Source organism: Thiopseudomonas alkaliphila, from assembly GCF_001267175.1.
Lineage (GTDB): Bacteria > Pseudomonadota > Gammaproteobacteria > Pseudomonadales > Pseudomonadaceae > Oblitimonas > Oblitimonas alkaliphila.
Genome location: NZ_CP012358.1, coordinates 1,891,200 through 1,904,539 on the forward strand (window position 1 = coordinate 1,891,200; position 13,340 = coordinate 1,904,539).

14 protein-coding genes are annotated in these 13,340 nt (G+C 48.7%); 8 read left to right on the plus strand and 6 right to left on the minus strand.

The annotated features are described in order from the left end of the window. Positions 1 to 105: 105 nt before the first annotated feature. From AKN87_RS09110 to AKN87_RS09120, 3 genes are read left to right on the plus strand one after another with little or no spacing between them, the layout of a single operon-like run. Positions 106 to 933: a DODA-type extradiol aromatic ring-opening family dioxygenase gene (locus AKN87_RS09110; RefSeq protein ID WP_053103221.1), complete on the plus strand. Its 828-nt coding sequence runs from the start codon at positions 106 to 108 to the stop codon at positions 931 to 933. A 27-nt stretch (positions 934 to 960) separates the two neighbouring features. Beyond that, on the plus strand, positions 961 to 1,248 hold the full coding sequence (locus tag AKN87_RS09115) for a DUF2218 domain-containing protein (protein ID WP_053103222.1): 288 nt from the start codon (positions 961 to 963) through the stop codon (positions 1,246 to 1,248). A gap of 11 nt (positions 1,249 to 1,259) precedes the next feature. Beyond that, on the plus strand, positions 1,260 to 1,799 hold the full coding sequence (locus tag AKN87_RS09120; protein ID WP_231692599.1) for a cytochrome b: 540 nt from the start codon (positions 1,260 to 1,262) through the stop codon (positions 1,797 to 1,799). A gap of 60 nt (positions 1,800 to 1,859) precedes the next feature. On the opposite strand, the gene yccS is transcribed toward AKN87_RS09120, so the two are convergent. Further along, complete coding sequence (gene yccS, locus AKN87_RS09125; RefSeq protein ID WP_053103224.1) at positions 1,860 to 4,052, minus strand: YccS family putative transporter; 2,193 nt, start codon at positions 4,050 to 4,052, stop codon at positions 1,860 to 1,862. Positions 4,053 to 4,274: 222 nt separating this feature from the next. Between yccS and ycaO the strand changes: the two genes are divergently transcribed. Then, positions 4,275 to 6,038, plus strand: a complete 1,764-nt coding sequence (gene ycaO / locus AKN87_RS09130; RefSeq protein WP_053103225.1) for a 30S ribosomal protein S12 methylthiotransferase accessory factor YcaO — start codon at positions 4,275 to 4,277, stop codon at positions 6,036 to 6,038. 82 nt (positions 6,039 to 6,120) lie between these two features. On the opposite strand, the gene AKN87_RS09135 is transcribed toward ycaO, so the two are convergent. Next, positions 6,121 to 6,900: an AraC family transcriptional regulator gene (locus tag AKN87_RS09135; protein WP_053103226.1), complete on the minus strand. Its 780-nt coding sequence runs from the start codon at positions 6,898 to 6,900 to the stop codon at positions 6,121 to 6,123. 113 nt (positions 6,901 to 7,013) lie between these two features. Here AKN87_RS09135 and AKN87_RS09140 point away from each other — a divergent pair, with 113 nt between their 5' ends. The 4 genes from AKN87_RS09140 to AKN87_RS09155 all read left to right on the plus strand — a co-directional run bounded on the left by AKN87_RS09140 (position 7,014) and on the right by AKN87_RS09155 (position 10,038). Continuing rightward, positions 7,014 to 7,991 carry a bile acid:sodium symporter family protein gene (locus AKN87_RS09140; protein WP_096334918.1) on the plus strand — a complete coding sequence of 326 codons (978 nt, stop codon included), beginning with the start codon at positions 7,014 to 7,016 and terminating at the stop codon, positions 7,989 to 7,991. 104 nt (positions 7,992 to 8,095) lie between these two features. Further along, on the plus strand, positions 8,096 to 8,344 hold the full coding sequence (gene moaD, locus AKN87_RS09145) for a molybdopterin converting factor subunit 1 (RefSeq protein WP_053103227.1): 249 nt from the start codon (positions 8,096 to 8,098) through the stop codon (positions 8,342 to 8,344). Then, positions 8,345 to 8,809, plus strand: coding sequence for a molybdopterin synthase catalytic subunit MoaE (gene moaE, locus AKN87_RS09150; protein ID WP_053103228.1), 465 nt, complete (start codon positions 8,345 to 8,347; stop codon positions 8,807 to 8,809). Then, entirely contained in the window at positions 8,803 to 10,038 is a 1,236-nt protein-coding gene (locus tag AKN87_RS09155) for a molybdopterin molybdotransferase MoeA (protein ID WP_053103229.1), read from the plus strand. Before moaE ends, AKN87_RS09155 begins: the two co-directional genes overlap by 7 nt. A gap of 22 nt (positions 10,039 to 10,060) precedes the next feature. Here the strand turns inward: AKN87_RS09155 and AKN87_RS09160 are convergent, their stop codons facing one another. From AKN87_RS09160 to AKN87_RS09175, 4 genes are all read right to left on the minus strand, one after another. Further along, positions 10,061 to 10,327: a DksA/TraR family C4-type zinc finger protein gene (locus tag AKN87_RS09160; protein ID WP_053103230.1), complete on the minus strand. Its 267-nt coding sequence runs from the start codon at positions 10,325 to 10,327 to the stop codon at positions 10,061 to 10,063. A 24-nt stretch (positions 10,328 to 10,351) separates the two neighbouring features. Continuing rightward, on the minus strand, positions 10,352 to 11,164 hold the full coding sequence (locus tag AKN87_RS09165) for a TOBE domain-containing protein (protein WP_053103231.1): 813 nt from the start codon (positions 11,162 to 11,164) through the stop codon (positions 10,352 to 10,354). Between the two features lie 100 nt (positions 11,165 to 11,264). After that, positions 11,265 to 12,548, minus strand: coding sequence for a sensor histidine kinase (locus tag AKN87_RS09170; protein WP_053103232.1), 1,284 nt, complete (start codon positions 12,546 to 12,548; stop codon positions 11,265 to 11,267). Between the two features lie 33 nt (positions 12,549 to 12,581). Beyond that, positions 12,582 to 13,253, minus strand: a complete 672-nt coding sequence (locus AKN87_RS09175; RefSeq protein WP_053103233.1) for a response regulator transcription factor — start codon at positions 13,251 to 13,253, stop codon at positions 12,582 to 12,584. Positions 13,254 to 13,340 lie beyond the last annotated feature (87 nt).

Consider the following 13,340-nt stretch of genomic DNA (forward strand, 5'->3'; position numbering starts at 1 on the left):
ATCTACTCCTAGTACAAAGATTTTGTACATAAAGGGTGATTATCTTTGTTTAGTATACCTATAAGCTAATTGATAGTGATTCTTATCTAGTTTGTGGGGTGTCTTATGTTTCAAACAGCAGCTACAGCATCGGTGCCGAGCCCGATGCCCAGACACTATATTCCCCATGGAGCAGGCCCGTGTTTTTTTATGGACTGGCAGCCAGCCGATGAGTGGGATGCATTAAAAGACTATTTAGCTAGCGTTCAGCAGCGGTTACCGCGTGAGCCAAAAGCTATCGTAGTGATTTCGGCGCATTGGTTAGAGGCAGAATTTACTGTGCTCACTCAAGCCCAACCGCAACTGTTGTTTGATTATTACGGCTTTCCAGAGTCGACCTATCAGCTTACTTACCCTGCAGCCAATGACTTACAGCTAACCGATACTATCGTGCAGCGTATTCAAGGGGCAGGGCTTAGGGTTAATACTGACGCCGAGCGTAACTATGATCATGGTGTGTTTATTCCGTTATTACTGATGTTTCCTGAGGCTCAGATTCCGGTGGTGCAGATTTCCTTACGCCAAGATTTAGATCCAGCGGCCCATATTCAATTAGGCCAAGCTCTTGCGTCTTTAGCCGAAGAAGACGTATTTATTTTGGGCAGTGGCATGAGCTTTCACAATATGCGGGGGTACGGTGATCCTCACTATACTGCTGCGTCCCAGCAGTTTGATCAGTGGTTGACGGATACTTTGTGCCTACCGGTAGCCGAGCGTAATGCCGCTTTAGCTAATTGGCAGCAGGCGCCTGCGGCACGTCTTTGTCATCCTGTAGGTGCCGAAGAACACTTATTGCCGTTAATGGTGGTGGCGGGTGCGAGTGGGCAGCCGGCACAGAAAGCCTTTAGTCAATTACAGCTTAAAACACAAATTTCAGCCTTTGAGTTTGGCTGATTATTTTACTTATCAGAGGTGTCTTGCATGCAACAGTTAATAGGGCAGGTAACAACAGAAAATCCACAGCGCTTAGCCAAGCGTTTAGCCAAACATTGGGCGCACAAATTTCCGGTGACCGAAGATGAGCAGCAGATCAGCATTGAGCTGACAGATTTTGGTCGTTGTGTGATGTGCTATCAAGCCAATGGCTTACAGTTGCAGTTAAGTGCGAGTGCGGAGCAGTTAGCTCAACTTAAGCAGGTGGTGGTTGATCATTTGTTGCGAATGGCTAGTAAAGAAACGCTAGCCTTTAGCTGGCAAACGGCTGAATAAGGGAAAAATCAATGGGGAGTAACACGATGTGGCAGGACAGCAAGCAGCGTTATGGCACTTTCAGCAAGCTATTGCACTGGGGGATGGCCATCTTATTTTTGCAGCAATTCTTTAAATTTGCTGGACGGATCAATGACAATCAGCACTGGCTGGGCAACACCTTTGGTCCTTGGCATGGTTCAGTAGGTAGTTTGTTATTGCTGCTGGTGATTGTGCGGCTAGTTTGGGCCTTTAGCCAGCGTCGGCAGCGGCCATCGACAGCAGGTAGCTTAGGTCTGTTAGCCAAATTAGGACACGGTGTACTCTATGCTTGTATGCTGGCGATGCCCTTAACCGGTATCGCTTTTATGCTAGGTAATGGCTATGGGCTAACAACTTTTGGTATGCAGTGGGTGGCTAAAAGCCCTGACACTATTCCTTGGTTAGCGACGCTTGGTAATTTGCACTCGCCATTGGCTTGGTTATTTGTGTTGTTGGTGCTTGGTCATATTGCTGCGGCTTTGGGCCATCACTGGCTATTAAAAGATAACACCTTAAAACGCATGCTTTAATTCACTTGTCCGTGTCCTAAAATGACGGACAAGTGAAGTGTAAAATCTGCTTAGCTGGTGCTAGGCAGATTTTTTTGTTTTCAGTAGTGGTTTACTAATGCTGGCAGCGAGGCTGCGCAAGGAGGCCAGCTGCTGGCTGATCAGCAAGAGCTGAGTTTGTAATAGCCGCAGGGTGTCGTCCTCTTCGCTGTCGAGATGGCGTAAGCGTACAGTTTGTTGCTGTTCGGTTTCATTGATCAGCTCGATGGTTTGCCGTTGTTTCAGTTGTTCTGCTAAGGCCTCTAAACTGTTAACCAGTAACTGCGCCTCAGCGGATAAATTGCTATAGGTCGGGGCATCTGCCAGTAGTTGACGATGGGCACCTAGCGCCGAAATATAGCCTAGCAAGGTGTGCGACAGCAGTAAAAAGCGAAAACCAACATCGGTTTCTTTACGAAAATGTCCCGGTTCTTTGAGCATATTGGCTAAGGTAACAGAGAGCGCAGCATCGGCATTATGGGCATCGCGGCGTGCTACCCGATAACTCATATCGTTGGTTTTACCGGTTTGATACTCCTGCATAATTTGCTGTAGGTAATGGCTATTAGCGGTTAGGGTGTTAGCCACTACCAGGTTTAAGCGCCGGCCTTGCCAGTCAGGAAGAATTAATAACACTGCTAAACCTGCAATCGCCGCACCAATTAAGGTATCGGTTAAGCGCGGTAAAAACAGATGATAACCGTCACCAATTTGGTTAAAACAAAACAGCACCATCAAGGTAATAAAGGCGGTCGACAACATATAGTGGGTGGTGCGGGTGGCAAAAAAAGCCACCCCAGCGGCCACCGCAAATAGCGCTTGTACCCATAAATAAGGAAACAGGGTAAACAACACCCAGCTGGCACCCAAGCCGGCAATAGTGCCAATAATCCGCTCTACTAATTTAACTCGAGTAGCACCATAGTTCGGCCGGCAGACAAATAGCGCAGTCAGTAAAATCCAAAAGCCTTGATGGGGATGCAGCCATTGCATCACACTAAAACTCACTGCTACTACTAAGGATAAACGCAGCGCATGGCGAAACAGTAAAGAGTTAGGTGTAAGTTGCTGTACGATCCGCTCCCAAGCCTCACGTAAGGTTTTAGGATCACGGTCTAATATCATAGTGTCTTGGCTCAGCGCCAGTGCATCAGGATTAGCGGCATCACTTAGTAAACTATCGAGGGTACTGAGGTTGTTAGCCAGCGCGCGCAATGAGCGCAGTAAATCTCGCCATTCGGAATTGTTTTGTTGGCGTAAATATAAAATTGCTGCTTGTAAATCCTCTAACGCTGCGGTGTGCCCCGCACCGTAATCGAACGGCTGCTTAAACTGAATCGCCTTGGCCAGCGCCTTGCAGGCATCACCTTGCTGGCGCAATAAACGTAAACAGCGAAACAGCACATCGCTGTGGAAGAAAGCTTCAGCTAGTTCTTGGTAAGGGTAATGCGAAGAGCTGGCGCGCTCGTGAATATCTTGGGCTAAAAAATATAACTTCAGGTAGCGACTAACTTTAGGGCTCGGGCGACCGCCACCTACACGGTGTAGGATGATATTTTTGGTGTCATTGAGGGCCGCTACTACTCGGCTATTTTGCTGGGCTAAGGCTAAACGATGACTCTCCACATCCATATTACGTAGCGGTTCAAATAGGGTGGACTTAATTTTTAAGTACTCACATTGACGACGAAATAATCGCGCTAAGCTTTGCTGCAGAGGCTGTTGGGCAAACAGTCCATGCCAAATGACCGAGATCACCCCATAAATAGCCGCCCCGCTAAGCAATACTAAAGAATCATCAAATAAGATAATGGGCTGATCACCTTTTTGTTCTAAACCGATCATGGTGTAAATCGACAGTACTAAGGTGGCAAAGGCAATGGTGCCGTAGCGCTCACTCACTGCACCAAACATAATCAAGGCAAAGGTTGCCACACTGAGGCTAATACCAAACAGCAAAGGGTGAGGGTAGAGCAGCTCGACCGCGGTGGCAGTGATTAAAAAGCAGCCTAAGGTAACTAACAACGTGACTAGACGACCTTGCCAAGTGTCATCTGATTCAGCCAGTGCACTGGCAATCACTCCTAAGAACAGAGGAATTAGCTGCTGCATATTATGCTGCGACCAGCTCCAAGCCATGCAAATAGTCAGCGCGATAAAAAAGCGCACACTGGGGCCAAACTTATCAATCGCCCACACTCGGCGTAAGGGTAAGCGTAGGGTGAACACAGCCATAATGATTTTCTCCTAAAACTCTCGCGCTGAATTGCGAGCTTAATCAGTGCTCAAGTTACTACAACTGGGTGACAATTGGGTGAGAAACAACAGGGCGTTGGTAAAATGTTCCACGTGGAACATTGTGTGCCACGAGGAATAAAACACGCCTAAGATAAAGCAAAAACACTGGTTAAAAGCCCGTATACTTTGGCGTAATTTTACTTTACCAAGAGTGCAGCAATGTTGACTGAACAAACCTTTATTGCCGGCAAAGACGCGGCTTTAGAAACTACCATTGAGCGTTTTCAGCAGCAGCTGCAAAACATAGGCTTTAATATCGAGCAGGCTTCATGGCTTAACCCGGTGCCCAATGTCTGGTCGGTGCATATTCATGACCGTGATTGCCCGCAGTGCTTTACTAACGGTAAAGGCACCACTAAAAAAGCGGCATTGGCTTCGGCTTTAGGTGAGTTTCTTGAGCGCTTATCTTGCAACTATTTTTTTGCCGATTTTTATTTGGGTGAGCAAATCGCCAACAGTGAGTTTGTGCATTATCCCAATGAGCGTTGGTTTGAATTAACCGATAACCAACAATTACCCGCAGGGCTGCTGGATCAGCGTTTATTAGATTTTTATCAAGCCGAGCAGCCGTTACAAGCCAATGCTTTGATTGATTTACAGTCTGATAACTTTGAGCGCGGCATTTGTGCGCTGCCCTTTGTGCGTCAGGCCGATCAGCAAAAAGTATATATTCCGATGAATATTATCGGCAACTTGTATGTATCTAATGGTATGTCGGCGGGTAATAGTCGTGATGAGGCGCGGGTGCAAGCGCTATCGGAGATTTTGGAGCGCTATGTAAAAAACCGAGTATTAATTGATGCCATTAGCCTGCCAGAAATTCCAGCCGCAGTGTTAGCGCGCTATCCGCTAGTAGTAGAGGCGATGCAAGCGATTGAGGCGCAGGGTTTTCCGCTGTATGCCTTTGATGCTTCGCTAGGTGGCGAGTTTCCGGTTATTAGTGTGGTGTTATTTAACCCAAGCAACGGCACTTGTTTTGCCTCCTTTGGCGCACACCCTGATTTTTCCGTAGCCTTAGAGCGCACCGTAACCGAGTTATTGCAAGGCCGTAGCCTAAAGCAGCTGGATGTGTTTTTACCACCGACCTTTGATAACGACCAAGTAGCCGATTACACCAACCTAGAAACTCACTTTACCGATTCAAGTGGTTTAGTTTCTTGGGATTTATTTAGTCAGCAGGCTGATTATGAGTTTGTCGACTGGAGCTTTAAAGGCAGTAGTACTGCTGAAGAGTTTGCCAACTTATTAGCAATTGTGCAGCAGCAAGGAACTGATGCTTATATTGCCGATTATCAGCACCTAGGGATTGACGCTTGCCGCATTATTGTGCCGGGACTGTCTGAAATTTATGAAGTGGAAGACTTAGAGTTAGCCAATAACAACATGGGGCAAGACTTACGTGAACTGGTGCTGAATCTTGCAGACAGTGATTGGCAAGAAGAAGAGTATTTAGAGTTAATTGATGCCTTAACCGAAGAGGGTTTTGATGACTTTATGCCAATTGCCGAGCTAATCGGTGTAGTGCCTACCGCAGGCTCGGTACTGGCTGGGCTGCGTATTGGCGAATTAAAAGCAATGTTGGCGCTGGCTGGTGGTGACTTTGCAGCCGCCATGGAATGGACCGAGTGGACACTGGCCTTTAATAGCAGCGTGTTTTCAGCAGAGCGGCAAAACTATTACCGTTGCCTACATGCATTCCTTAGTTTTGAGTTAGACGGCACCGAGCGCGAATTTGCGGACTACTTGCCTGCATTTAATCGTATGTACGGCGCCGCGGTCGTTCAGCAAGTACAACAGGTAGTAAACGGCGAGTTGCGTTTTGCTGGCTTAGAAACAGTAGACAACAACTTAACCCAGCTTCCTGCCCACCAACGTTTACTCGAGGCTTATCAAAAGTTGCAGCGAGCAAAAAGATCAGCATAAAAGAGAATTGGGTACCTTATCTAAGGTGCCCAGCGTTTGTTTCGGGCTCTGCTGTGTTCAACTGAGTTTACTGGCGGCTGAATTAAGTTTGAATGTCAAAAAACGCCTTAGGCGTAGCTGAAAAAAGTTGTTTAAACGCAGCAATAAATGCCGATACCGATTCGTAACCGCAGCTAAAGGCTACTTCAGTAACCGGTTGTTGCTGTTCGAGTAGGGAAAGTGCGCTGAGCAATCTTAGGCGTTGACGCCATTCACGAAAGGTCAGTCCTGTTTCCTTAATAAATAAGCGACTTAAGGTTTTGCTCGAAACAGTCAGTTGCTCAGCCCACTGCTCCAGCGTGGTGGGGTTTTCTGGGTGCTGGCTTAATTGCTCGGTAATGCGTTTTAGCCGCGAGTCTTCAGGTAGCGGCAGCATTAAATCGTGCTTGGGAGCAGCGGCTAGTTGATCCAGTAATACGCTGGCTAAACGCCCAGCAGCAGAGTCTTCATCGTACTCAATCGGCAGCTGGCTAAAGGCACGGATTAACTCCCTGAGTAATAAATTGACTTCCAGCACCCTGCAGTCAGTACTGCCCCAGGGGGCTGCTGCCGAATCAATATATAAGCTGCGCACCACAGTTTGCGGTTGGCTAGTCACCCGGTGTTCGATGCCTTGGGGAATCCAAATACCCCGTTGTGGCGGCGCTATGTAACGGCCGCTTGCGGTTTTTACCTCCAGCACCCCTTGTAACGCATAGGAAAACTGCACCCACGGGTGGCTATGCCAAAAATCCAAGACATGATTGGGCAGTGATTCAGCTTGTCCGTAAATAGGTCGTGGTAGCTGTGTTAATTGATTGAGATCCAGTAAGGCAGGGCTCATTTTTATGTCCGTTTAGCATTACTCTTAGACTGTTTGTCGTTAGCAGGAAGGTTAGCAACTGCGTATGCTGTGCCGCAATCTTTATTCAGTTGTTGTAAGGAAAGTTAGCCATGTTGGCCAAGTTACGTATTTTATTTGATAACTTTACTCTGATTTTAATCGCTGTCATTGTTACGGCTTCGCTGTTGCCGGCCCATGGTCAAGGCGCGTTGGTGTTTGAGTGGATCACAGCCTTTGCCATTGCACTGTTGTTCTTTTTACATGGCTCTAAATTATCGCGCAGTGCGATTATTGCCGGTGCTATGCATTGGCGACTGCACTTGTTGGTGTTTGCCTGCACCTTTATTTTATTTCCTATTTTAATGCTTGGTTTGCAGCCGGTGCTGCGTCCGCTACTGGGTGATGAGTTATGGGTGGGGATGCTGTATTTATCGGCTTTGCCAGGCACCGTGCAATCGGCGATTGCTTTTACGTCCATGGCGCGGGGCAATATACCGGCCGCGGTGTGTAATGCTTCGGCGTCGAGCTTGGTGGGGATTTTAGTCACCCCGCTGTTGGTCAAAATCTTGTTAGATGCCGATGCGGGAACCACTGGAATGTTAGAGGCGGTGCTAAAAATCAGTGTGCAATTATTACTGCCGTTTATTGCCGGGCACCTTATGCGTCGTTGGATTGGCGACTGGATTGATCGCAACCGTAACTGGTTAAAAAATGTCGATCAAGGCTCTATTTTATTAGTGGTCTACACCGCCTTTAGTGCGGCAGTGGTTGGTGGCTTATGGAGCGCTGTGCCGCCGTTATCGCTGTTGTTACTCACGGTGGTTTGTAGCGTAATTTTAGCCATAGTGCTATGGATGACCACCACGCTGGCGCGCCGGTTACACTTTAATAAAGAAGATGAAATCACCATTGTGTTTTGTGGCTCGAAAAAAAGTATGGCCACCGGTGTTCCTATGGCCCAGGTGTTATTTGCCGGTGGTGCAGTAGGTCCTGCGATCTTGCCGCTGATGATTTTCCACCAAATCCAATTGATGGTGTGTGCCGTGATGGCACAGCATTACGCTAAGCGTGAAAATCTACCCGAAGATTGATCCGTCTTAAGCTTTACAGTAACACCCAAGCGAGCCTGCATCAGCGGCTCGCTTTTTACGTTACACTCAAGCGTAAATGAACTGAATAATGGAGTAAGCGCTAAATGATTGCGGTGCATTACTTTGCGCGGTATCGCGAACAGCTTGGCTTAAGCCAAGAAACCATTGAATGGCAGCCAGAACTTTCTACCTTAGCGGCGTTGCGTGATTACTTGCTCACCCGTGGCGAAGCGTGGCAAGTGCTAGCAGACACTGGGCTAATGTGCGCCCGCAACCAAGAACTGTGTGATTTAAACGAGCCATTACGCGCTGGCGATGAGGTGGCATTTTTCCCCACGGTAACCGGAGGCTAAATGCAAATTTCTGTACAAACCGATGCCTTTGATGCGGGGCAGTTACTGAATCAAATGCAGGCTAAACAGCTAGGCATAGGCGCAGTAGCGAGTTTTGTGGGCTATGTGCGTGACTACAATCAGGACGCTGCCGTGAGCGAGTTATTGCTTGAGCACTACCCAGGCATGACGGAAAAAGCGCTAGAGAAAATCGTTGAACAAGCCGAACAACGTTGGCCGCTGCTGCGAGTTAAGGTGGTGCATCGCGTGGGTTTGTTAGGATTAGGCGAGCCGATTGTTTTTGTTGCGGTAGCTAGCGCACATCGACAGGCTGCATTTGCAGCCTGCGAGTTTATTATGGATTACTTAAAAACCCGCGCACCCTTTTGGAAAAAAGAGCATACCGAGCAGGGCGCACGTTGGGTGGATGGGCGCGATTCGGATCAACAAGCTGCCGCGCGCTGGACGGAGAAATCATCATGTTAGCTGTTTGTGATCGCGATTCATTACGTAGTGTCGAGCAAGCCATTGCTGCGCTGCAAGCACGTATTACGCAGTTGCCGCGTAGTGAAATTATCTCGCTAAAACATGCCGCTGGCCGGGTGCTGCGCGAACCGATTACCGCTTCACTGAATATGCCGGCGTGGGATAACAGCGCGATGGATGGTTACGCGTTTAATTTTGCCCAAGCGCAAGCGGCGGGCTTTAGCTTGCCGGTGAGCGGGCGAATTATTGCTGGCGATACCGAAGCTCATGAGTTGCTGGCGCATACCGCTGTGCGTATTTTTACCGGTGCGCCCTTACCGGCAGGCGCAGATACGGTGGCTGCCCAAGAAGACTGCCAACTAGATGAACAGCAGCGAGTAACACTGCCTGAGCAAAAACAAGGCCAGCATGTACGTTATCAGGCCGAAGAGCTAAAGATAGGGCAGCCCGTGTTGGCACAAGGCACGATGCTGCGCGCACAAGAAATTGGTTTGCTAGCCAGTTTGGGTTACAGCGAGGTACAAGTTTATCGCCCGTTACGTGTGGGCTTAATCAGTAGCGGCAATGAGCTGCGTGAACTGGGTGAAAGTTTAGAACCTGGGCAAATTTACGATGTAAACCGTTACAGCATTGGTAGTTTGCTAGAAGGCTGGGGCTTTGATCTGCAGTGCTACGGCATCATGCCTGATCATGTGCAGGCTTCAGCGCACATATTGGCAGAGGCAGCCGCAGAAAATGACGTACTAATCAGCACCGCTGGTGTATCTGTAGGTGAGGAAGATCATCTTAAAGCAGCCATTGAGCAGTTAGGCGAGTTGCATTTATGGCGAGTGGCTATTCAACCGGGTAAACCGCTGGCGTTTGGTGAAGTAAGGGATACCCCCTGGGTTGGCTTGCCGGGTAATCCTGCTGCAGCATTTGTGACCGCCTTGATAATTGCACGGCCATTTTTGCGTCAAGCCCAAGGTGTCACCACAGAAGAGGTATTAGGTATGCAATTGCCGGCAGATTTTAGCTCCACTAAGCAGCGCCCAAGACGCCAGTATTTGCGGGCTAAACTTCAGCTAAAACAAAATGCCAGCTGGGTCAGCGTGCATCCAAACCAAGGTTCAGCCATGTTAACCGCAGCTAGTTGGGCTGATGGGTTAGCGCTGGTAGAAGCTAACAGTCAAGTGCATGAGCGCGATCTAGTCACCTTTATTCCCTTTAGCCAGCTCGTAGCCTTATAAAGTTAAGTAACTAAATCAGTAGCTAACGCAATTGGCTGTCTTTACTGCCGCGGCGGTTGTAGCCGCTAAACGCCGCTTCTTGTTGATCGATTTTAGTTTGGCAAGGCACACATAAACGCACACCCGGTAGAGCTTGGCGGCGCGCCTCAGGAATCGGCGCGTCGCATTCTTCACAATGACTTAAGCTTTCACCTTGGGGTAATTGGCGACGTGCTCGTTGCACGGCATCGTCAATGCTGTCGTCAATTTGTTCTTGTACTGCGCCTTCTTTAGCCCATCCCGTTGCCATAAAAGACTCCTCACAAATTTAATCTTAGAGTGGCACGCCCACAATCACGCTAGAGGCTTTAAATAACGCCGTAACCGAACTGCCTTTTTTAAGCTGCAAGTTTTTAGCGCTTTCATTGGTGACAATCGCTGCAACGCTGCCACTATCGGACAGGTTAACCACCACTTCAGTGTTTACCGCACCGGTTTGAATACGCTCTACAACGCCGGTTAACTGGTTACGTGCAGAAAACTTAACGTCATCGGCTTCGGTTACCAAAATAATTGATGAGGCCTTAATTAGTGCAAAGGCTTCTGCACCTTGGGTTAAGCCAAGTTCTTTAACGCTAGCGCTGGTGACGGTAGCTGTAATGAGGTGCCCGCCTGGAATTTCCAGTTGCACTTCATCATTGACTGCGCCTTTAGCGACGGTTTTTACGGTGCCAAAAAATTGGTTACGGGCGCTGGTTTTCATGCCTAATCTCCGAATGACTAATAAATCATCTGCCATGCTGTTCGCATGCAGACTCAGTTGCTGTAAAAAGCGTTGGTGCATATCTTCTAGCTGTTTAAAGTTTTCAATCAATTGCATGCCGCGCTCGGTAAGTACTGTTGAGCCGCCGCCTTTACCACCCGTGGTGCGATGCACCAACGGCTGCCCGGCAAGGTTGTTCATGTGATCCACAGCATCCCACGCCGCTTTGTAGCTCATCTTCATAGATTTAGCTGCCTGCGAAATAGAACCAAGCTCGGCAATGCGCGACAGTAAATCCATACGGCCATGCCCACCGATACTGCGCTCGCCAGCGGTCAGCCAAATTTGCCCTTGTAAGCCTAAGGCCATCGTTTTTTTACTCATAGCAACCTCTTATTCATCCTCGTGGCAGTATAAGCGTTGGCGCTTGAGCCGGTTGCGCGCTATATCAACAGTAGTGCGCTAGGTTTTGGCCATTGTGGTACTAGCCAAGAGAAGAATCAGGCGGGGATAGCTGCACCTGAAAACAACTGCCGATCGGAGTAGGGAGTACCTCAATCTGCCAGCCTTGCTGTTGGCAAATGCGCCGCACTAAGGATAAGCCTAATCCTAAGCCTTCACCACGGGCATTGCTGCCACGAATAAACGGCTGAAATAAATCTTCTTGTAGCTCAGGTGCAATTCCTACACCGGTATCCGTTACGCTAAAGCCTTGTTGGTTCAGACTCAGTTGTACCTGACCTTGTTCCGTATAGTGCAGGGCATTGCGCAGTAAATTAGCTATGACTGTACGTAATAAGGTGTGGTTATAGCGGATGGCGCTAGGCTGGCTTTGAACTTGATAGTCAAAGGTCAGCCCTTTTTGCGCAAAGGCGGGTTGCCATTGGGCGTATTGCTGCTGGGCGACCTCAATCAAGGTGGCACTATCGGTTAAGGTCGGAGCGCTACTACGGCCACGGGCGAGCATTAAAAAGGTTTGCACTAAATCTTGCATTTCATTGCTGGCGCGCTGAATGCGTTGTAATTGTTCACGCTGTTTGGGCGTTAGCTCAGCGGCCTCTAGTAACTCACAAGAGCCGGCAATAATCATTAGCGGCGTGCGTAGTTCATGGCTCACATCGCTGGTAAAGAGTTTTTCCCGAGCGAGAGTATCGCGCAGAGCGCCAAGGGTTTGATCAAAGGCAGCGGCAAGATGCCCAATTTCATCGGCCGCATATTCTGCGGCTAAGGGCGGTGCGCCGGCCAGAAGTTGATCCCGTTGTTGCACTTGTTCGGCCAAGCGGCTGACCGGTTGCATAATGGTGCGCGCCATAGCTTTACCTAGTAACCAGGCAGCGATCACACTGATAATAAAGCCCGCCAGCACCACTCTAAATAGTGCATTTTCCCGAGCTTCAAATTCGTGCTGCTCTTGGACTAATAAATAGCGAGTGCCGTCTATATCTTGGCGATAGACATAGAATGCCTCGTCGCCATCAACCATTTCGGCAAAGCCCAGTTTGGCTTTAGCAAATTGCGGTGGGATTGGGTAATCGGTTGAACCTTGGGCATAAAAATGCGTGCTGGGATCAAGTCTAGGTGGGCGCTGATTGGCTAAATCTTCGTGCACCACAATATTTAATTCACGGTGCAGCTCTTGGGAGACCAGATGCTCCTCAATAAAGTGCACAATCGCCACAATACTTAAGGAAAAGATGCCACTGACCAGTAAGGTCATCAGGGTAAAGGCAATAATAATGCGCCGGGCGAGGGGTTGTTTGGCTGACATAGGGCACCTAAGACTTATAGTAAAACAGCACGATTATTGCGTCGCTAGCCGAAAACCTATGCCATGTACCGTGTGTAGCAGGGGGCTGGCAAAAGGCTTATCAATCACTTGGCGTAATTGATGGATATGGCTGCGTAGGCTATCACTGTCAGGCATATCTTCACCCCAGAGCGCTTCTTCTAAGGTTTCTCGCCGAACCACCGCGGGGCTGCGCTGCATTAACAGGGTAAGCAGTTTTAAGCCCAAGGGGTTGAGTTTTAGTGCTTGCTGTTGGCGGCTAACCTGTAAGGTATCTTGATCAAGGGTTAAATCAGCCACTTGCAACAGGCGTTTCACGCTGCCACTGCTGCGGCGCAGTACCGCCTGTATCCGTGCCACCAATTCCGACAGGGCAAAGGGTTTAACTAAGTAATCATCGGCACCGGCATTTAAACCTTGCAGCCGATCATCTAAGGCATCGCGGGCGGTGAGCATAATAATCGGCGTATGATTCTGAGCATCTTGGCGCAGCCGTTGGCAAACCTGATAGCCATCAATTCCTGGCAGCATAATATCCAGCACAATTAAATCGTAGCTGTTACTGACCGCTAGATGTAGACCACTTAGGCCGTCTTGGGCACAGTCTACGGTAAAGCCCTTAAGCTGCAGATAATCCAAAATATTCGACAAAATATCCCGATTATCTTCAATTACTAAAATACGCATGATCGATCCTATTCACGTTTTTTTCACACCCGCTTGACGCTTAGCTCACAGCCAGCGTTGCAGACTGCACTCATCTTGAATGATGCT

Coding starts and splice junctions, on each gene's coding strand:
- AKN87_RS09110 (WP_053103221.1), top strand. CDS start 106: ATGTTTCAAACAGCAGCTACAGCATCGGTGCCGAGCCCGATGCCCAGA.
- AKN87_RS09115 (WP_053103222.1), top strand. CDS start 961: ATGCAACAGTTAATAGGGCAGGTAACAACAGAAAATCCACAGCGCTTA.
- AKN87_RS09120 (WP_231692599.1), top strand. CDS start 1,260: ATGGGGAGTAACACGATGTGGCAGGACAGCAAGCAGCGTTATGGCACT.
- yccS (WP_053103224.1), bottom strand. CDS start 4,052: ATGGCTGTGTTCACCCTACGCTTACCCTTACGCCGAGTGTGGGCGATT.
- ycaO (WP_053103225.1), top strand. CDS start 4,275: ATGTTGACTGAACAAACCTTTATTGCCGGCAAAGACGCGGCTTTAGAA.
- AKN87_RS09135 (WP_053103226.1), bottom strand. CDS start 6,900: ATGAGCCCTGCCTTACTGGATCTCAATCAATTAACACAGCTACCACGA.
- moaD (WP_053103227.1), top strand. CDS start 8,096: ATGATTGCGGTGCATTACTTTGCGCGGTATCGCGAACAGCTTGGCTTA.
- moaE (WP_053103228.1), top strand. CDS start 8,345: ATGCAAATTTCTGTACAAACCGATGCCTTTGATGCGGGGCAGTTACTG.
- AKN87_RS09155 (WP_053103229.1), top strand. CDS start 8,803: ATGTTAGCTGTTTGTGATCGCGATTCATTACGTAGTGTCGAGCAAGCC.
- AKN87_RS09160 (WP_053103230.1), bottom strand. CDS start 10,327: ATGGCAACGGGATGGGCTAAAGAAGGCGCAGTACAAGAACAAATTGAC.
- AKN87_RS09165 (WP_053103231.1), bottom strand. CDS start 11,164: ATGAGTAAAAAAACGATGGCCTTAGGCTTACAAGGGCAAATTTGGCTG.
- AKN87_RS09170 (WP_053103232.1), bottom strand. CDS start 12,548: ATGTCAGCCAAACAACCCCTCGCCCGGCGCATTATTATTGCCTTTACC.
- AKN87_RS09175 (WP_053103233.1), bottom strand. CDS start 13,253: ATGCGTATTTTAGTAATTGAAGATAATCGGGATATTTTGTCGAATATT.